This window comes from Anabaena sp. CCY 9910 (assembly GCF_963920875.1).
Lineage (GTDB): Bacteria > Cyanobacteriota > Cyanobacteriia > Cyanobacteriales > Nostocaceae > Trichormus > Trichormus variabilis.
The window spans coordinates 135920-155500 of sequence record NZ_CAWUDJ010000010.1 but is presented as its reverse complement, the minus strand read 5'-3'; the positions used below and the strand labels follow the sequence as shown (position 1 = coordinate 155500).

11 protein-coding genes are annotated in these 19581 nt (G+C 39.7%); 8 read left to right on the top strand and 3 right to left on the bottom strand.

Annotation, left to right across the window (positions count from 1 at the left end):
• Positions 1-3: 3 nt before the first annotated feature.
• The gene (locus tag ACM5QX_RS10735) at positions 4-486 is read right to left on the bottom strand and encodes a peptidoglycan-binding domain-containing protein (protein WP_414753499.1); all 483 of its coding nucleotides are present in this window, start codon (positions 484-486) and stop codon (positions 4-6) included.
• A gap of 777 nt (positions 487-1263) precedes the next feature.
• Here ACM5QX_RS10735 and ACM5QX_RS10730 point away from each other — a divergent pair.
• From ACM5QX_RS10730 to ACM5QX_RS10705, 6 genes are all read left to right on the top strand, one after another.
• Complete coding sequence (locus ACM5QX_RS10730; RefSeq protein WP_414753512.1) at positions 1264-2568, top strand: glutamate-5-semialdehyde dehydrogenase; 1305 nt, start codon at positions 1264-1266, stop codon at positions 2566-2568.
• 624 nt (positions 2569-3192) lie between these two features.
• Complete coding sequence (locus ACM5QX_RS10725; RefSeq protein ID WP_414753498.1) at positions 3193-4236, top strand: response regulator; 1044 nt, start codon at positions 3193-3195, stop codon at positions 4234-4236.
• Positions 4237-4252: 16 nt separating this feature from the next.
• On the top strand, positions 4253-4630 hold the full coding sequence (locus tag ACM5QX_RS10720) for a response regulator (RefSeq protein ID WP_011316957.1): 378 nt from the start codon (positions 4253-4255) through the stop codon (positions 4628-4630).
• A gap of 4 nt (positions 4631-4634) precedes the next feature.
• Entirely contained in the window at positions 4635-5144 is a 510-nt protein-coding gene (locus tag ACM5QX_RS10715) for a chemotaxis protein CheW (RefSeq protein ID WP_414753497.1), read from the top strand.
• A gap of 42 nt (positions 5145-5186) precedes the next feature.
• The gene (locus tag ACM5QX_RS10710; protein WP_414753496.1) at positions 5187-7445 is read left to right on the top strand and encodes a methyl-accepting chemotaxis protein; all 2259 of its coding nucleotides are present in this window, start codon (positions 5187-5189) and stop codon (positions 7443-7445) included.
• Between the two features lie 119 nt (positions 7446-7564).
• A complete protein-coding gene (locus tag ACM5QX_RS10705; RefSeq protein WP_414753495.1) occupies positions 7565-10486 on the top strand; it encodes a response regulator in 2922 nt (973 codons plus the stop codon).
• 184 nt (positions 10487-10670) lie between these two features.
• Here ACM5QX_RS10705 and ACM5QX_RS10700 read toward each other — a convergent pair whose 3' ends face one another.
• Positions 10671-11375 (bottom strand): serine/threonine protein kinase, encoded by a 705-nt coding sequence (locus ACM5QX_RS10700; RefSeq protein WP_414753494.1) that lies wholly within the window; start codon positions 11373-11375, stop codon positions 10671-10673.
• 421 nt (positions 11376-11796) lie between these two features.
• The gene (locus ACM5QX_RS10695; RefSeq protein ID WP_414753493.1) at positions 11797-16941 is read right to left on the bottom strand and encodes a PAS domain S-box protein; all 5145 of its coding nucleotides are present in this window, start codon (positions 16939-16941) and stop codon (positions 11797-11799) included.
• A gap of 709 nt (positions 16942-17650) precedes the next feature.
• Here ACM5QX_RS10695 and ACM5QX_RS10690 point away from each other — a divergent pair.
• Together ACM5QX_RS10690 and ACM5QX_RS10685 are read left to right on the top strand one after the other, a co-directional pair.
• Entirely contained in the window at positions 17651-18241 is a 591-nt protein-coding gene (locus ACM5QX_RS10690; RefSeq protein WP_414753492.1) for a response regulator, read from the top strand.
• Positions 18242-18266: 25 nt separating this feature from the next.
• A complete protein-coding gene (locus ACM5QX_RS10685; RefSeq protein ID WP_414753491.1) occupies positions 18267-19400 on the top strand; it encodes an ATP-binding protein in 1134 nt (377 codons plus the stop codon).
• Positions 19401-19581 lie beyond the last annotated feature (181 nt).

The following is a 19581-nucleotide window of genomic DNA, read 5'->3' as shown; positions in this document are numbered from 1 at the left end:
TATTTAACTCTCAAAAATCGGGGTGTTGCTGAGAACAGTCCAAGTGCGATCGCCTACAATACCATCGACTTTTAAGTTATTTCGTAGTTGAAAAGATTTAATACCTGCTTCTGTAACGAAGCTAAAATCTCCGTCAATCAATCCCGTATAGTATCCAGCATTCTGGAGTCTTTGTTGCAAAGCTTTAACTAGTTCACCTTGACTACCATATTTCAAAATAGGTAAATCAATTGCTCGTCCTTCATATAAAGCTTGCCAAGTTTTACAGCCAACAATTCCATCTTCTGGGATAAAAACCCGATGCTGAAATAAAATTACGCCCCCAACTGTTTCTGAATCTAAAACCCCATCAATAGGCCCAGAATAACAATAATAATTCCTTAACAGCCTTTGTAATTCTTTGACTACCTCCCCTGTATCACCTTGTTTGAGTGTTGGTTGATTCTCAGGTGCTTTACTGTTAGTTGTATCAGTCATAGTGGTCATGCTTAGTACTCCATATTGAGCGATTTGTATACTAAAAAGTTAAATTTATAAGCTCAATTAAAACTTCACTCAATCTGAGTGATTTTTAACTACACCAGTAGTTAACTCAATAGTAGGATGGCAAAATATAGTAATCCGTTCTGGTTTCTGAATAGGCCTGGTTGGGATAAGAATAGAGCAAAATGCTTTTTGATGGGTAAGGAGCTTATTTAACAATCAAACATTAATCCTCTATTTGACCAGGGGAATCATAATTTAGCTGTAATTGTTTTAACAGGTAAAGGCTGTAAAGAAAAGATGATAAATGAAAAAGTTTTGCGTATAATTCGATGCAAGTATTGACCTGGCAGAGAATATAGATATGTAGAGCAGTAACGCAAATAATTACATAAAAGCTAATTAAGATGAACCTATAATTTATCATTGCTGGATGATGCGGTTCTAAAAGCAATACCCTGCAAGATTTTTAGGCATTCTAGAAGTGTGACCCTCAGTAAATTTAACTCAACATACTTCACTACAAGGCTTACTAGTACAAGTCACTTACAAGATGGTTAGAATGTCAATAAGAATGAAAACTTGATACAGTCGGCATTAAAGAAATTGAAATTAATTTGCAGTTTGCATGGTTATTAAATAATTGAGCCCATATCTTATCAGATTGTTGCCAATAAATAATTGGGGAAATTGGCTGAACCAAGGCAATAGTAGTTGACTGTTGACTATGGACTAATGACTATGGACTAATAACTAATAACTAATAATATGACTAATAATATGACTACTCTCCAAGTTGCTTCTTCCCTGAATGACATCGCTCAACAAACTCGCCAAGCCGCAAGTTTACTGGCGATGCTGTCTACCGCAGCGAAAAATCAAGCGATCGCTACTGTCGCTCAAGCTTTAGAATCTGCAAAGGAGGAAATCTTACAGGCAAATATTGCGGATTGTGAAGCGGCTACGGCTGAAGGTATAGCCAAACCACTATACAAGCGGTTGCAGTTGGATGAACATAAATTAAGAGATGCGATCGCTGGGGTGCGAGATGTTGGTAAACTAGCAGATCCTATCGGACAAGTACAAATTCAGCGTGAACTGGATACCGGTTTAGTTCTCAAGCGGATAACTTGTCCATTGGGAGTGTTGGGGATTATTTTTGAAGCCCGTCCAGAAGCAGCCATTCAAATTATCTCCTTAGCTATCAAGTCGGGTAATGGCGTAATTCTCAAATGTGGGAAGGAAGCTGTACGTTCTTGCGAAGCCATAGTCAAAGCTGTGAAACAAGGGTTATCAACAACAGATGTCAATCCTGATGTAGTACAGTTACTCACCACTAGAGAAGAAACCTTAGAACTTTTACGCCTAGATAAATATGTAGATTTAATTATTCCCAGAGGTTCTAACTCTTTTGTGCGGTTTGTTCAAGAAAATACTCGCATTCCCGTACTTGGTCACGCCGATGGCATTTGCCATGTATATATAGATAAGTCCGCAGATATAGAGAAAGCAATTGCTGTGAGCATCGATGCAAAGGTGCAGTATCCGGCTGCTTGTAACGCCATTGAAACCTTACTCGTCCACCACTCAATTGCGGCGGAATTTTTACCAAAAGTAGCCCAAGCCTTAGCTGAACGTCAGGTGGAATTGAAAGGAGATGAACGGACTTTGCAGATATTACCTGAGATTGCGGCGGCCACAGCCATCGATTGGGAAACAGAATACAGCGATTTTATCTTGTCCATTAAGATTGTAGACTCATTAACAGAGGCGATCGCTCATATCAATCAATACGGTTCTCGTCATACTGATGCCATTATTACCGAAGATGTGGCAGCCGTTGAAACCTTCTTTGGCTTAGTCAATTCAGCCGGAGTTTTTCACAACTGTTCTACTCGCTTCGCCGACGGTTTCCGCTACGGCTTTGGTGCGGAAGTAGGTATTAGTACTCAACAAATGCCCCCCCGTGGCCCTGTGGGTTTAGAAGGACTGGTGACATATAAATATCAAATGACAGGTACAGGACATATTGTCGCCACCTACACAGGGGAAAATGCCAAACCTTTTACTCACCAAGATTTTTAGACACAATTATCTGTAGGATGGGTGGTGCTATCGCCACCCATCATCTTGTAAATCTGGGGTTTCGTTTTTATTACCTATTTCTCGGCTACTGTAGAGTTTTCGCTAACTTCATAAATATTCTGTCAAAAGTTGGGAACTATATAGACAATTACACTAGTAGCAGTTGAGGTAATTGTCATGGCTGAATTGTTGAAAGGTTGCGTAGCCATACTGAATCAAGCGGCAAAATGAGACTAGATTCGGTTAACATATTTTTTTTAAGTGAAAATACTGATAAGACTTTAGTTAAATTCTGTTAAATTAACAGTGCTAATTTAGCTTTTATGAATTAAAAGTTACTCAGAGGAATATCACTTTTTTGGTATTTAACTTCTGTTGATGAAACCTTCCACAAGCCGTATTTCTCTCTGTAACAGAGTTAATAAATTTACTAAATTTTACACCTCATTGGGGATTAAATTATCGTAAAACATATACTGTACGAGTAGTTTATGACAAATACTTTTCAATAAAGCTTGTATTTTATATCACCTATTTAGTTAACCAATTCATGATAGGACTTTTGGCGAAGCTTCCGCATCAACTAAGTTGACACCTATGGAATTTATCTAAAGTAAAAGCAAAATGAGTACAACTCCTATAAATAACTACAGGTTAAATCATAAACTACATCCCCTATCTCTCTTAGCTCAACTCACCAGTCGTCACGCTACAGGATGCTTACGTGTATTTACAGACACTACATCTTGGACAATTAATTTAGAAGCGGGTAAACTTACTTACGCTTCCTACTCAGATAAATTATTTGAGCGTCTTGATAATCAACTGCGGCGCTTAAGCCAAAAAATACCTACCCTGAACAGCGCTACCCGTGTGCAAATGCGGTTGATGTTTGAACCCAAGAGTGAAGGTCAATCCATCTTATATGTAGATTATCAGGCGATTTGTTGGCTGGTAAATGAGAACCATATTAACCCCAAACAAGCCGCCATCTTGATAGAAGAACTAGCAAAGGAAGTAATAGAGACATTTTTAGTCATTAAAGAGGGAAGTTATGAATTTTTCCCTGATATTACTTGGGAAGAAATGCCAAAATTTTGTTATTTAGATTTGCGTGTATTAGTTGAATATTGCCAAAAACAATTGCGACAACGCCAACCTAAACCATCATCTGTAAATACGGGTGGTGGTTCACAAGTTTTGCCATCAACCAGACCCACCTCATCTCCATCATCACCACAAAATCATCCTGAAAATAGCGAAAACTCCCAGCCAATTAATCCTCCATCTCTAGTTAGAAAAACTTTATATACCATCGCTTGTATTGATGATAGTCAGACAGTCTTAAATTCCATCAGAAGTTTTCTCGATGAGAATGTCTTTACAGTGGTGACTATTAATGACCCTGTGAAAGCTTTAATGCAAGTTCTGCGGAGTAAACCAGACTTAATTTTGCTCGATGTGACAATGCCCAATTTAGACGGATATGAATTATGTTCCCTATTACGGAGACATTCAGCTTTTAAAAATACGCCTATTATTATGGTGACTGGTAGAACAGGATTTGTTGATAGAGCTAAAGCAAAAATGGTCAGGTCTTCAGGCTATTTAACTAAGCCTTTTGACCAATCAGAATTATTAAAAATGGTGTTTAAACATATTACTTAAATTGGGAGATGGAAAAGTGAGTATTACCTTAGTTGGCAAAATTTTGATTGTTGAAGACTCACCCAGTGAATTAGAACTGATGAGTCGTTATTTGCAAGAGAGTGGTTATGACGTAATTAAGGCTGCTGGTGCAAAGGAAGCTATAGAGAAAGCTTTATTAGAAAAGCCTGATGTCATTGTCACTGATGTTGTCATGCCTGGAATGAGTGGATTTGAGTTATGTCGTTCCTTAAAAAAACATCCACTTACAGAAAAACTCCCGATAGTAATTTGCAGTTCTAAGAATCAAGAAATAGACCGTTTGTGGGCAATGAAACAAGGTGCAGATGCCTATATTACAAAACCCTATACCCGTGAAAATCTGCTACGTACTATTAAATCTGTAGTACTTTAAATCAATGGATAACTCTCAAAGTTTAATGGCTACTCTGTTACCTCAAAATAAATCAGGAGATGGTTATCTAAAATTTTACCTAAATCAGCAAAGTGCTGCTATTTTAGCGATGAACCATACCCAAGAAGCAGTTCTTATTTCTGCTGAATCTATTACACCTATGCCAAATATGCCACATTGTGTCTTAGGTTTAATGAATTGGCGTAGTCGGATAATTTGGGTAATTGATTTACCAAAAATGCTCAATTTAGAATCATTAGAAAACCGGGTACATCAATATAGTGTCATTGTGATTAAAGTAGAATCAACAATATTGGGTTTAGTAGTACAAGAAATTAAAGGCATAACTAAATTTATGTCTGATGAGATTCGTTCGCCTATTGGACAGGTAGCATCTAGTTTGGTTCCTTATTTACGTGGTTGTGTGACACAACAGGAAGAAAACTTTCTCGTGTTAGATGCTCAAGCAATTGTCAATTCTTCTGTACTTATTGGTAATCAAAATTATCAATAAAATATTTTCTGTTCTGATTAATTATTTCCCCTAACTGCAATTATGATTAATAAAACCGACATGGCTAAGAGTGATGATGCTCAAAATCAATCATCATTGATTTCTCCTACACAAGCTGGTAATGGTATCGGACGAATCTCCAATAAGCTGAGTCATCTTGTTAATCAGCAGAATTTAGGAGTTTATTACCAACGCTTAAGCTTAAAAACCAAAGCCGTAGTTTTAGCGATCGCACTCGGTACACTCCCCATCTTAACCGTTGGGGCGATCGCCTATAACTTACTCAATAAATCAATTATCCAACAAACGTCTCAAGCTCAACAAACAGCCGCCACTAAATTAACCGACACAGTTAACCGCTTCATGTTGGGACGTTATGCAGATATTCAATTTATTTCCCGCCTACCATTTTTAGCCAATCCCCAAGTTAGTAGTAAGACAAGCAAGGAGGAAAAACAACTAGTATTAGATAGTATTATCGAAATTTATCAAAATTACGAAAGTATAGCTGTATTTGATATTCAAGGGGACGTAATCGCCCAATCTACGGGAGAAATTTTATATAACCAAAAAGGTCAAAGTTATTTTCAAGAAACACTCCGCAAAGAAGCACCCCTCATTCAACAATCAGAACCATCAAGTATTGATATAACTGCGCCAATCAAAGATATTACCACAGATCAAATTATCGCTGTAGTCAGAGCGAAGATGCCCATCAAATCCCTAGAAGCGGTTATCAAAGACTATGCAGTTAATGGCAATACATATAATTTACTTGATACTTCAGGGATAATTTTCCTCAGCCCAGAAAAAGAACTATTAGGTAAAGAAGCCAAAGCCAATTATCCTGATTTAGCCGCACATCTAGATGGTAAAAAAGTTGCTAGTTTCCTCACCACTCCCAAAGTTAATAAAAAACCCGTATTACTTAGTTACGTACCACCGCAAAACTTAGCAGGACTACCAGACCTAAATTGGCAAGTTCTTTTGACTACCGATGCAGATGCTTTATTACTACCACAACGACAACTATTGTGGACAATTCTTTTGGGTACAGCATTTGCAGCTTGTGCAGTAGGAGCGATCGCAGCTTGGTTAGCTAACCGTACCATACAACCCCTATCCCATGCGACCACCACCTTAGCAAAACTCGGTCAGGGTGAGTTCCCCAGCCGCATAGAAGTAGATAGGGAAGACGAGTTAGGCACATTGGCTACCAATATTAACCAAGTCGCCGAACATCTGCAAATTGCGGTCAAACAAAAAGGATTTGTAGTTACCAACCCTGACCAGGAATGGCAACCACAAGATGTTTTACAATTACAACTCTTGGAACTACTCAGCAATGTGGAAGGTGTCGCCAAAGGTGACTTAACAGTCCGTGCAGACGTGACGGCTGGCGAAATCGGTACAGTGGCGGACTTTTTCAACTCCATCGTCGAAAACCTCCGGGATATCGTCACCCAAGTTAAACAAGCAGCTGGTCAATTAAACACAGCTATTGGTTCCAACGAAGGCGCAATTCGTCAACTCGCAGAAGAAGCCCTCACCCAAGCCACCGAAATCAACCGCACCTTAGACGCAGTTGATAAAATGACCCATTCCATGCAGGCCGTAGCCGACAGCGCCCAACAAGCAGCAACCGTGGCTAATCATGCAGCCTTTACCGCCGCCAAGAGTGGACAAGCAATGGACTTGACCGTACAAAACATCTTGTCCTTACGCACCACCGTTGGCGAAACTGCCAAGAAAGTCAAACGCCTGGGAGAATCTTCACAACAAATTTCCCGCGTAGTCTCCATCATTAACCAAATTGCCACCCAAACCAACCTCCTCGCCATCAACGCAGGTATTGAAGCCGCCCGTGCTGGAGAAGAAGGCGAAGGTTTTGGAGTCGTCGCTGAAGAAATTGGCGAACTAGCTGCTAGAAGTGCAATCGCTACCCAAGAAATTGAGCAAATTGTCGAGAACATTCAACGGGAAACCAGCGAAGTTGTCAAGGCGATGGAAGTAGGTACAACCCAAGTGGTGGAAGGGACAAGAATTGTCGAAGAAGCCAAACAAAGCCTTGGTCAAATATTAGATGTATCCCGGCAAATCGATTCTTTAATACAATCAATTTCCACCGCTACAGTATCGCAAGTAGAAACATCACAAACTGTTAACAGACTCATGCAAGACATCGCCTCTGTCTCACAACGCAGCAGCGATTCCTCCCGCCTCGTAGCCCAATCCCTCAAACAAACTGTAGAAATTTCTCACCAGTTACAAAAAACTGTTGGTACTTTTAAAGTGAGTTAATTCATAGTCCAAAGTCCATAGTTCAAAGTCCATAGTTCAAAGTCCATAGTGAAAACAAAGGTTGTTGACCATTGACTATCGACAACTGACAACTGACAACTGACAACTGACTAAAAACCATGTCAAAAGATAAAGAATTAGAAATCCAGATGCAGTTTCTGGAAGAAGCTACAGATTACATTAATACTCTAGAAGGGGTATTACTAGAAATCGACACAAGTCACCGCATTGACTTAGAAAAAATTAATGGTGCATTACGCGCTGCTCATTCCATTAAGGGCGGTGCAGCGATGATGGGATTTCGTGCTTTAAGTGATTTATCCCATCGCTTGGAAGATGCTTTTAAGGTTTTAAAAACCCGTAAAAATTCCCTAGAAATTGATACCAAATTACAAAGTTTATTACTTTCTGCGGTTGATTGGTTGCGGCAAATTGTCCAGCTACTAGGAGAAGGTAATGCCGTAGAAGAAGATTGGTTAGCGACATTTTGTCACCCAGTATTTGATGAATTGCGCGATCGCCTCGGTGATCCTACTCCAGAAGACGCTGCAACCATGCTATCACCAGAAGAGGGGCAAGATATCATTCCTCTGTTATTTGAGTCAGAAATCGAAGGATGTCTCCAGCGTCTAGAGTCGGTATTGGCAGATCAAAACCAGCCTTGTTTACAAGAAGAAGTCGCCATCATGGCGGCGGAATTGGGCGGATTGGGGGAAATGTTGCAGTTACCAGCTTTTACCCAATTATGTGAATCTATTAAATATCATATAGAAAATGCTAACGGTAATGTCTCAGAAATTGCCCAATTAGCTTTACAAACATGGCGGCGATCGCAAGCTTTAGTTTTAACAAATCAACGTGATAAACTACCAACAGAACTCCAGTTTGGTGAATTAGTTCACATTCCCGTATACACTCCATCTCTACCACAAATCCAGGCAGAGAAATTATCAGAAACATCTATAGAATCTGATTTTATTCCTGAAGATTTGACAGTATCAAAAAAGAATAATAATACCCTCAATATTATTGATTTCCCCGAAATACTGACAGAATTTGCCAAAGAAAATATCACAACAGATTATACATTACTAGCTAACAAAGACCGTGAACATCAAGAAAATACAGTCCGAGTTCCTAGTAAACAATTAGAAGAAATCAATGATTTATTTGGTGAATTAATTGTCCAACGTAACGGGCTTAACTCCCAAATTGAAAGATTACGCAAACTTGTCCGCAACTTAAACCAACGTGTCCATACCCTAGAACGAGAAAATCAAGAACTGCGGACAATTCATGAGCGAAAAACTACCAAAGACTTGGTAAATGCTCATCATGGGGCAGAATATCCCCAGACCCAAGACCCAGGGAGCGAATTTGATGCCCTAGAGATGGATCGCTATAATGAGTTAAACTTGCGATCGCAAACAGTAGTAGAAACTATTGTCCAAGTCCAAGAAGTCACCACAGATATTCAACTCAGCGTTGACGACACAGACCACGTCGCCCGTAAACTCAATAAAACATCAAAACAACTACAAACCAAGCTCAACCATATCCGAATGCGCCCCATGTCGGACTTAGTTGAGCGTTTCCCCAGAGCCATCCGCGATTTAAACGTAGAATATGGTAAAAATGTTCAATTAAAAATTACAGGCGGTAACACCTTAATTGAACGCAGCATTTTAGAAGCCTTAAATGAGCCGTTAATGCACTTATTAAGAAATGCCTTTGATCATGGTATCGAAGAATCTGCCACCCGTCAGGCATTAGGCAAACCAGAACAAGGCTTAATTGAAATTACAGCCACCCACCGCAGTAATCGTACTATCATCACCATGCGCGATGATGGTCGGGGCATTTCTTTAGATAAAATCCGCACCCGCGCCCAAGGAATGGGGATAGATGCAGCTTTACTAGCCAACGCCACCGATGAAGAACTCCTATCACTAATTTTTGAACCAGGGTTTACCACCTCCGAACAAGTCACCGCCTTATCTGGTCGTGGTGTGGGGATGGATGTAGTGCGTAATAACCTCAAACTAGTGCGCGGCGATATTACAGTTGATACAGAATTAGGTGTTGGTACAACCTTTACCTTATCAGTACCATTTACCCTTTCAATCGCCAGAGTTTTGCTCATAGAAACCAACAAAATGCTGTTAGCATTTCCTACCGATGTGGTTTCGGAAATCTTCTTATTGCAAAACGAGCAAGTATTCCCAATGGCAGGAAATGAAGTCCTCAATTGGCAAGGGACGATGCTCCCCCTAATTCGCCTTGGTCGCCATCTAGAATTTAACTGTCCCCGCTACGACAGCCCAGAACTAGAAACACCCCCAGCAATTAACGCCCATAGCGTCTTAATAGTTAAAGGCAATAATCAACCAGTTGCCATATTGGTAGACCGTTGCTGGGGTGAACAAGAAGTTGCTATCCGCCAAGTTGAAGGCAATATACCCTTACCCCAAGGCTTTAGTAATTGCACCATTTTAGGTGATGGTCGAGTTGTGGCATTAGTTAATACCAACGAACTCCTGTATAAAATTGCCACCAATCAACACCCCACCAAAAATCTTCAATCATCATCAGCTACACTAAAAACGCCCTTCCTCTTCTTTGATAGTGCCAAACTACCAGCACCCCCCACTCAAAACAAAGGCACAATTTTAATCATTGATGACTCCATTAATGTGCGTCGCTTCCTAGCATTAACTTTAGAAAAAGGAGGATATCAAGTAGAACAAGCAAAAGATGGTGAAGATGCTTGGGAAAAATTAGAGAGTGGCTTAAAAGTGAAAGCTGTAATTTGTGATATTGAAATGCCACGCCTTGATGGCTACGGCTTTTTAGACCGCATTAACTCCAACTCAGATACAAAAAATATCCCAGTAGCCATGCTCACCTCTCGTAGTAGCAATAAACATCGACAACTAGCCATGCAGCTAGGCGCTAGAGCTTATTTTTCTAAACCTTACAATGAGCAAGAATTACTCGGTACCCTAGAAGAACTAATCTTTAACGTAGCGGTAAGTAGTTAGGGCGTTTTTGCATCAGGGGATGAAATTTGATGTGCTGAAATCAACAAGCCTACCTAATTGTTTTTAATTTTTAATTTTTCATTGAAGCGTAAAATCTGCGGCATAGTTTCTCTTAACGGGTAGTGTCTCGTAGAGAAGCGACTTGACGCACTCAGGTTGTCTGTTGAGACTAAGTATAAGAGGGTCAATAACGTCTTAAATACTTGAAACAGTTTAATTTTGGGGCTAGTTGCCTACATAACTGTTTACATGAAGTTCCTAAACGGTAACATTTGCGAATCCAATCTAAAGCAGAGTATGGCACAGGCAGTCGAAGTGGGCGTAACACGGGCAGGTATAACCAGTAATAAGCCTTTTTGAGATTATGCCATTTTGAACAAGGTTCTTGATGCAGAAAATCAGAAATGTCTACGACTAATCCTCTACCTTCGTGCATTATGACATTACGACCGTGGACATCGTGAGGGTAAAGTCCACGGCTTCGAGCATATTCAAGAGCTTCATCAATATCCCTGATCACCTGTTTGGGAATCGGTAAACCCAAGTGCATACAATCGTAGAGTGTTGTGCCGTAAAGACGTTTCAAGACTAAAAAGCCATCTTGGGCATACAAGCACTCAGAAAATGCCGGATGAGAACCTAAACGATGATAAACTTCTACTTCCTCTTCATAGCCTGGCCGTCTTGGAGCATAAATTTTGACTACAAACTCAGGGTAATCAGGGTGATAAACTACTGCTGCGTAATTTCCTTTGCCTAGCAGTAGCCAAGGTTGTGGAACATAAGTGACCTGAATGAGGTTACGTGGATTGACACTTTCAATTTGTAAACTAGGTAGTAGTTCTTGATAAATGCTTTCTTGAAAATGCGTTGGCAGTGATTTGTTCATGTCGGCAGTACATAGCACCAAACAATAAGATACACTACCTGATTAATATGGACTATTACGGCAACATTACAGGCTTATTTTGATATTTCTCATTGATTGTTGATTGGAGAATTTCTTTTACCGCTACCCTATTTTGAGGAGCAGATTTGCAAAAGTAAATTAATTTGGTGTTCGACACCAGATCCAACGCCACTTAACCATCTTTTGAGGCGATCGCTCTACTACCTAAAGAAATGTTGTATGAAAAATCACGCCTCATTCTGGCTTGATCCGGTCTTTGGTGCTGTGGTAATTAAGTAAGTCGATGCAATAAAACCAAACTATGTAAATAAAAGTAAATAAGGCTCAAACTCTTTCTCCCCCTGCTCCCTGCCCCCTGCCCCCTGCCTTATCCCAACAATATTTATTTACGCCGACCTACTTATTGGGGGAAGCGAATGGAGAAAGCAGTACCGCGATCGCACTCTAAAAGAATCTTGCCTTTGAGTTGTCTGACTAGGTTTTTGACAATTCTTAAGCCTAAAGAGTTGGCATTTTCCCAATCTAATGTTTCGGGAATGCCAATACCGTTATCTTTAACTAAGAGAGTTAATTGATTTCCTGGGACTGCTTCCAGGGAAATAGTAATATTATTGTCTTCGTTTTGTTCTGGAAATGCGTACTTCAGACAATTAGAAACTAACTCATTAATGATTAATCCGCAGGGAATAGCATTATCTAGAGCCAATTTAATACTATTTGTTTCTATATTTATCCTTATATTCTTTTGACTGACCCCGTAGCAACGAAATAAGCTATCTGTCAGATTTTTGATGTAGTCGCTAAAGTTGATTTGATTAATGTCTGCCGACTGATAAAGTTGCTCATGAATCAAAGCCATCGACTGTACACGATTTTGAGATTCTGTAAATAGCAACAAAGTTGTTTCATCAAAAGAACGTCTAGACTGCATCCTGAGCAAACTAGAGATTATTTGCAGGTTGTTTTTTACCCGATGATGAATTTCTTTGAGTAAGGTTTCTTTTTCATCTAGCGATCGCTGTATTTGTTCTACCGCTTGTTTGCGTTCACGATGTGCGGCTTGCTGTTCGCTAATATCAGACAATCGTACTAAATTAATACCCTTACCAGCTACAGTAATTTGTTTAGCAGCTAAATTTCCCCAGAAGAAATTACCTTTGCGGGTGGCATATTCAATTTCTCGACTCCACCAAGATTTTTGATTCAGTTCCTGTGTAATTTCATCCAATTGTTCGGGAGTAAATTGGTAACGTTGTAGTGTATTACCTTGAATATTGAGTAATTCTTCTTTATTGGCAACTTCAAACAAATCAACCGCACGATCATTACAATCAAAAATCAATTGCGTATCTCTATCTACTAAAAAAAGAGCATCGGCTGATTCATTAAAAATCGCTTCTCGCAAATCACGATGGTGAATAACTTCTGACTCAATTGTTTTGCGGGTGGTGATATCTGTCAAGCTACCTATATAACCCAAGATTGTACCATTTAGGTCGGTTTCGGGTACTATCTGGATGTAGAACCAAGTGATGCTGCCATCTGGACGTACATATCTGACTTCCCGCCGACAAGTTTCCGATAAACCACATTGTTTTCCGCAGAGGCCAGCACAATCTACCACCAGGTGATAGCGATCTTCTTCATGGATATTTTCTAACCATCCCTTCTTCAATGCTGCTTGTGTTGGTCTACCCGTCATTAAACTCCAACGTTCGTTGACGTAAATACAATTACTAGCAGTATCAAGCCGAAAAATAGCAACGGGAGCCGCTTCTGTCAAGGTAGCATAGCGCTTTTCACTTTCCCGTAAGGCAGCTTCTACTTGTTTGCGCTCAGTAATATCATAGTTAATCCCGACCATGCGTAGTGGTTCGCCCCACTCATTGCGTTGAACTAAAGCGGAGGCTTTGATAAAGCGGATATTGCCATTTTCCAGAACAATCCGAAATTCTGTATCAAATTCTCTGACTCCCTTTATGGCATCTTCAAAGGCCATCATTGCTTCATCTCGATCATCTGGATGGAGCCTATCTATCCAATCTTGGTACTTTGCCTTATTCTCAGACTGTTGTAAATTATATAGTTCATACATTCGGTCATCCCATTCCGCTTCCTGTATCATATCCCAGTCCCAAATACCAAGATTGGCTGAACTGACTGCCAAGGTCAATCGGTCTGAAAGGTTACGTAGTCGTTCTTCTGTTTGTTTACGCTCGGTAATGTCTAGGATAGTGCTGATTAACTGGTATGGTTGCCCATGAGTGTCTAATATGACTTCGCCTCGTGATAACAAATAACCCAAACTGCCATCAGCACGATAAAAACGATACTCTAGTTCATAAGCTTGTCTTTGTGTAATAGCTTGATGTAAGACAACATCGCGGTAGTTGCGATCATCCGGATGAATACAATCAAGCATTTCCTTGTAACTTGGTGTCCCGGACTCAGGAGGGCGGCCAAATATGCGAAAAACCTCTTGTGACCAGATTAAGTTGTGCGTTGACAAATCCAGTTCCCAACTACCCAGATGAGCAATCCGTTGTGCCGCAGCAAGAGTAGAGGTATTTTTGCGAAGTTGAGCTTCTATCTGTTTTTGTTGAGTAATATTTTTGGCAATTCCCACACCACCAATAGGCTTTCCTTCTTGATTAAACATGGGTTTAACCGAGAGAGCCACAGGGAAACGCGAACCATCTTTACGAATAAAAGTCCATTCTAATTCATCATTACCTTGCTGAGTTTTGACCATGAAATCTTGAGGGGTAATTTCCCTACCCATCTCTTGTTTGAGTTCATTCATCCGTTGTCTGAGTTCCTCTGGCTCATGAAAGCTGTTTGGTGTTAACTTACCAATCACCTCATCGGCTGTGTAACCCAACATCCTTTGAGCTGCAAGGTTAAAAGTTTGAATTATGCCGTCGGAATCGGTAGAAATGATTGCATAATCGATGCTAGAAAGAATTGCGTGTTGCAATCTGGAAATGTTTAATAACTGATTTTCTGTCTCCTTGCGTTTAGTAATATCTGTTGCCGAGCCGCTCATGCGAATGGCATTGCCTGATTCATCCCATAAAGCCTGACCTCGATCCAATATCCATATATAGGAGCCATCTTTGCGCTGTATCCGATATTCTTCTTGGAAAAAGGGTGTTTTGTGAGCTAAATGGTCGGCGATCGCCTTCATAATGCGTTCATGATCATCAGGATGAATCCGGCTTAACCATGATTCTCGATTTTGGCTCAGTTCCTGACTGCTACAGCCCAACATTTCTTCCCAACGAATCGAGAAGAAAACTTCATTAGTTGTGATGTTTCTGTCCCAAATACCATCATTGCTGCCTCTTAGCGCTAAATGCCAGCGTTCTTCGCTTTCCCTTAAAGCCGCAGTACGTTCTGCCACTCTGGCTTCCAGTTCTTGATTAAGTTGTTGTAATGCCTGCTCTGCCAGAATTTTATCGCTAATATCAACTGCTACACCACCAATCAATAATTCCCCCGTAGTCCCAGGTAAGGGGAATTTATAGACTAAAAAATCCCCCAATGTACCATCCAATTTGGGAGCCTTTTCAACGGTTTCGAGGATTTGTTGCGTCTGTGCCACCTGGTGAATGTTATCCAAAAACTGCTGGGCTATTTCTGGAGCATAAAGCTCAGAAACTGTTTTGCCCATGACATCCTCTATCTTGTCAAATGGCAATTGAAAGGTACGAACATAGGTCTGGCTCAGATAAAGTATTCGACCGTGGTCATCGGTAATCCAGGAAGCTGAGGGGCTGTTATTCATAAACGCCTGAAACCGCCCTTCACTCTGTTGCAGGGCAGACTCCGCCTGTTTACGTTCTGTGATATCAAAATCTATACCACTCATTCGCAGAGGGTTACCGTTTTGGTCGTAGAATACTTTACCTCTACTGAGCGCCCAGCGTGGCGTACCATCAAGTTTAATAAACCGAAATTCGATGTTGTAATCTTCTCTGTTATAGACAGCACAATTAATTGATTGTAAAACCCTCTGCCGATCATCTGGGTGTATCAGCGACACAACCGTTTCAAAATGACCGTTGAAGCTCCCTGGAACCATGCCAAATAGTTTTTCCAAATTCTCCGACCAGTGTATTCCACCTGTTTGAATATCCCATTCCCAGTTACCCATACACGCAGCGTCTAGAGCCATAGTTAATCGCTCTTCGTTCTGTTGTAAAGCAGCTTCTGTTTGCTTCCGTTCGCTAATATCTACACAGGAACCGATATAACCCAGAAACACTCCTTCCGTGGTGAAACGGGGAGTGCCTGTATCCAAAATCCAACAATATTCTCCATCAAAGCGTTTGAGCCGATATTCCATTTGAAAATTTTGGCGGGCATCAAAGGCATTGACATAAATGTCTAAGCAATCTTTTAAGTCATCGGGATGTACTCCTTTCGCCCAACCATCACCGACTTCTTGTTCTAAGGTTTTGCCAGTAAAATCTAACCAAGTTTTATTGAAGTAGTAGCAAAGTTTATCAAGTCCCGACATCCAAATCAGTACGGGAGCCGTATCAGCCATCTGGCGAAACCGTTGTTCGCTCTCGCGCAGAGTTGCTTCTACTCGTTTTCGTTCTTGTAGTTCTGTCTGTATTTGCTCATAGGCACTTGCTTGCTGAATAGCGATCGCTATCTGCACCGCCAACTGCTCTAATAAGTCCAGTTCAAATGACTGCCATTCATGGGGTGCAGCACATTGGTGAGCAACTAATAATCCCCATGATTTATTTGTCACCATAATGGGTACTATCAAAGTGGCTTTAACTTGAAACTGCTCTAGTAGTTCTAAATAACAGTTCGTTAAGCCTGCCTGATAAATATCATTGATCGCTCGTTTTTTTACTTGATGGTTATGTTCTGCACTATCTTGAAAGCACTTATCTTCAATTTGCGCTCCTTTCGTCACTATCCAACCGGGAAGTATAGACTCTGCAACCACAATTCCACTCATATCGGGTTGGAATTGATAAATTAGTACCCGGTCTGCTTGCAAAAACTGGCGCACTTCCGCGACTGTGACACTCAAAATATCTTCTAGCTTCAAGGATTGTCTAATTCTTAAAGCGATCGCCACCATTAGTTGTTGCTGTTGCCGACTTTGTTCTAACTGTCTTGTCAGCAGCATCCGTTCTACAGCATAATGAATTGCACTTTGTAAGGTTTCCGGCGTAAGAGAATTTTTCACCAAATAATCTTGAGCGCCATTTTTCATCGCACAGACGGCGATACTTTCGTCCCCTTGTCCTGTGAGCATGATCACAGCAGATTGGCTATTATTTAGGTGTTCCCTAAGTTGTTGCAAAAACTCTAATCCATCGTAGTCGGGCAGTAAATAATCCAGCAAAATTACATCTGGTGTCTGTTGCTCACACCATGTCATTGCCTCTTGTGCTGTCTCCAATTGAAAAATCTCATAGGTATGTAATCTATCCTGCTGCAAAAAAAAACGATATATCTCCCTATCTTCGGCGCAATCATCAATCAGTAAAATGGTTAGAGGGAAACGTTGATTCATAAGCTATATACAAAAAGGCGATCGCCTTTCGTTAAAAAATTGAAATTCTCTATTTGCTGAATAAAAAGTTCTTCTTAAATCGAGCTATATCTAAAATAGATTAGTAAAAACAGAGCTAGTGAAATCCCTAACAATATTAATAGTTACAAAAATCTTTCTCCAGTTGTAAACTAATTTTTCAATTCTGGGTCAAAATGTAAATATTATCAACAAAACTTTAACATACATTGAAAAATCAACTAGAATTTGATGCAGTAAGCCATCACGCTTTTAAATTACATAGTCACTTGTATAGTTTGTTGACTGGTGACAGTCAATTGTCAAGCATTAGCAGTCTACAGCTAGCACGAAAAAATATGCAAATGAAAGCAAGGGCAGCTTATCTGACTTTTTGCTTCAAAAAATAAGCACCAATCAACCAGGTTTTTTCTTGATTCCTAACTACACCAGTTAATTTCCCACATCCAAACAGATGATTATAGGTAGAGTCAGGCGCAAAAATTCTTTAAAAATGCTTCTCATTTGAAGTTTTTAGTTTAAATATTTTTGTATGTTGTTTTATGGACATAGGAGATAATTCACCTAAAATATAATAATCATTTCCTGAATTAAAACAAATTGGATTTTTTAAAAACCCACATTCTTCAAATAAATAATTAAATCTGACATATTATTTAACATAATAGAATACTTAAAGATATCTCCAGTAATGACAAAAATTTTAGTAATTGAAGACCAAGAAGAAATTCGTAGCATTATTGTAGAAATGCTAACTGCGGAAAATTTCTATGTTATGGACGCAGAAAACGGACAAGTCGGGATTACATTGCTACAGACAGAAATTCCCGATTTGATTATCTGTGATATTGCTATGCCAAAAATAGATGGATACGAAGTTGTTACTTGGTCACGGGAAAATCCAGAGACTGAAGCTATTCCTTTTATATTTCTTACAGCTAAAGCTTCTCAAAATGATATTCGTCAAGGTATAGAATTAGGTGCGGATGATTATCTGGTAAAGCCATTTACAAGAGCCGAATTACTGGGAGCAATAACAGCTAGATTAGAGAAACAAGAAATAATTAATAGACAAACACAACAAAGACTCCATAAATCTTATATTTATCTGACATCGACAATTAGAAATGAGTTAAATAATCCTCTTAATTACATTACATCGATATCAGAGAAGCTCATCAATGACTATGAATTTATGAATCGGGAGGAAATCTTAAAAAAGATCAAAGAAATTTATAATTTAAGCAAAAAATTTCAGGATGGAAACCTGAACAAGCTATAAATCTAATCAACGTAGAAAATTAAATATGAATCCTATCCAAATTTTGATAGTTGAAGATGAGCAATTAGTGGCTGATGACTTGAGAGAAACTTTAGAACATTTGGGGTATGGTGTACCTGCCTTAGTAGCATCGGGAGAAGAAGCTATTTTCATGGCAGGAAATTTGCGACCTGACTTAGTGCTGATGGACATCAGACTAGAGGGTAAAATTGATGGTATAGAAGCCTCTTTTGCCATCCAGTCTCGCTTTGATTTACCAGTAGTTTACCTAACTGCTAATGCCGATCGCGCAACACTAGAGCGAGCTAAGGCTTCCCATCCTTTTGGTTATATTTTAAAACCCTTCGATGAAAGAATATTAGCTACCACAATAGAGATTGCTATTTCCCGGCACCAAACAGAAGTTGAAGTAAAAGAAGCACTAATTGCTGCTAAAAATAGTCAGCAAATCGCTGAATCCAAAAACCAGATGAAATCACAACACCTCTACATGGCAGCACATGAGTTTCGTAATCCTTTAACAACGATTAAGCTCAGTGCCGAAATGTTGAATACCTATGGCAAACAGATGTCAGAGGAAAAAAAACAAAAACATATCGATCGCATTGAATCTGCCACGGATAGCTTGACGAATCTGCTAGAAAATATACTCACACTTGGTAGAGCCGAAGCTGACAATTTTGTATTGAACCCCACTTTGATAGAGGTAGTAAGTTTCTGTGAAGAAATAGTCGAGTCTTTACGATTGACATTGAAAGAACATTATGAAATTAGTTTTGTCACAAATACTCAAAGCTTTATTGCCTGCTTAGATGAACAGCTACTATGGCATTTACTCAATAACTTACTTTCTAACGCAGTCAAATACTCCCCTAGAGGTAGTACTATTTTGCTGGGGCTGACTTGTGACGAAAGTAGTGTGTATTTTCAAATTAAAGACCAAGGCGTAGGTATTCCCCTAGAATTTCAAGCTAAACTATTTGAACCTTTTCAACGTGCTGCCAATGTTGCCACAATTCCCGGCACAGGACTAGGGCTAGCAATTGTTAAGCAATGTGTTGATTTGCATCAGGGTACGATATCTATTGATAGTACCTTAGGTCAAGGAACAAGTTTCTTAGTTAGATTACCATTGAAGGTAAATTCAATATCAGCTTAATTTTGCTAAAAATAGCACTTTTCTATGTGATGAAGTATATCGGCAAATTTGCCATCATTTATCCATAGCAATCTAATTTTAGCCATGCAATTACTAAGGTAAACAGGTAATAGCAAGAATAAATAAAGCTATCTTCAGGGTACTAAGCATTGTACAAGAATTAAATTAGATTTCTAATCTT

Coding starts and splice junctions, on each gene's coding strand:
- ACM5QX_RS10700 (WP_414753494.1), bottom strand. CDS start 11,375: ATGAACAAATCACTGCCAACGCATTTTCAAGAAAGCATTTATCAAGAA.
- ACM5QX_RS10735 (WP_414753499.1), bottom strand. CDS start 486: ATGACCACTATGACTGATACAACTAACAGTAAAGCACCTGAGAATCAA.
- ACM5QX_RS10695 (WP_414753493.1), bottom strand. CDS start 16,941: ATGAATCAACGTTTCCCTCTAACCATTTTACTGATTGATGATTGCGCC.
- ACM5QX_RS10690 (WP_414753492.1), top strand. CDS start 17,651: ATGACAAAAATTTTAGTAATTGAAGACCAAGAAGAAATTCGTAGCATT.
- ACM5QX_RS10730 (WP_414753512.1), top strand. CDS start 1,264: ATGACTACTCTCCAAGTTGCTTCTTCCCTGAATGACATCGCTCAACAA.
- ACM5QX_RS10725 (WP_414753498.1), top strand. CDS start 3,193: ATGAGTACAACTCCTATAAATAACTACAGGTTAAATCATAAACTACAT.
- ACM5QX_RS10710 (WP_414753496.1), top strand. CDS start 5,187: ATGATTAATAAAACCGACATGGCTAAGAGTGATGATGCTCAAAATCAA.
- ACM5QX_RS10685 (WP_414753491.1), top strand. CDS start 18,267: ATGAATCCTATCCAAATTTTGATAGTTGAAGATGAGCAATTAGTGGCT.
- ACM5QX_RS10705 (WP_414753495.1), top strand. CDS start 7,565: ATGTCAAAAGATAAAGAATTAGAAATCCAGATGCAGTTTCTGGAAGAA.
- ACM5QX_RS10715 (WP_414753497.1), top strand. CDS start 4,635: ATGGATAACTCTCAAAGTTTAATGGCTACTCTGTTACCTCAAAATAAA.